Source organism: Aquidulcibacter paucihalophilus, assembly GCF_002105465.1.
Classification (GTDB): domain Bacteria; phylum Pseudomonadota; class Alphaproteobacteria; order Caulobacterales; family Aquidulcibacteraceae; genus Aquidulcibacter; species Aquidulcibacter paucihalophilus.
On record NZ_NCSQ01000091.1, the window covers coordinates 1 to 715 of the forward strand.

The following is a 715-nucleotide window of genomic DNA, read 5'->3' on the forward strand; positions in this document are numbered from 1 at the left end:
AACTAACTGATTTGGGAATCCACTTTGTCCACACGGCCTAACACCATGCAATGAATCTTATTTTAACGACATTGCCAATCTTGAATGTCCAAGTTGATCGTGGAATTGCTATTTCGATTGAAGCACCTTCTGTTAAGGCACATATTGCCTTTGAACACCCGCTGAATCGGGAGGCCTCCTTTACTGGCGGCTTAAGGGTTTAAACACCGGTAACCGTGAAAATGGGTCAGTTACTCACGACGACTTGAGCCGGTAAACCGTCATGCACGCCAAAGCACTTCGTATGAACCATGATTATATGACGTTGGTTCACTGCAGAGATAAAGCTTGGGGAGAACATGCGGTCACGCGAATCGGATCAATCTTTGTTGCTACAACTGCCGTCGGGATTTCAGTCCCAGGACCTTGGTGGATTTTCTGTGTTGCAGCCATGACTATCGGTTGGGCGATTGAAGGAACATTCTATCGCTGGCTGAGCAACAAAATAGATCATCCGGATGATCTCGATCCGCGAGACTTACCCGCCATCAAACAGCTCACTATTCGGGCCATTATTTGCTTGGTCGCGCTTTACGCCTGCCCGTTCTTGGCGCTTGCGTTTGCGCCAGACCCTGGGCCCAGCCTCGGACTAATTTTTGCCTGCGGCAGCCTTTTGGTTATTTGCGGTCAGCATGTTCTAGAGCGTTTCCCGAGTTTTGTGAATCGAAAGGATTCC

The 715-nt window shown here is 48.8% G+C and carries 1 protein-coding gene; it reads left to right on the forward strand.

The features are described 5' to 3' along the window. Positions 1-262 precede the first annotated feature (262 nt). Positions 263-715: hypothetical protein (locus B7364_RS07905; RefSeq protein ID WP_157893576.1), on the forward strand; the 453-nt coding region annotated here is incomplete at its 3' end.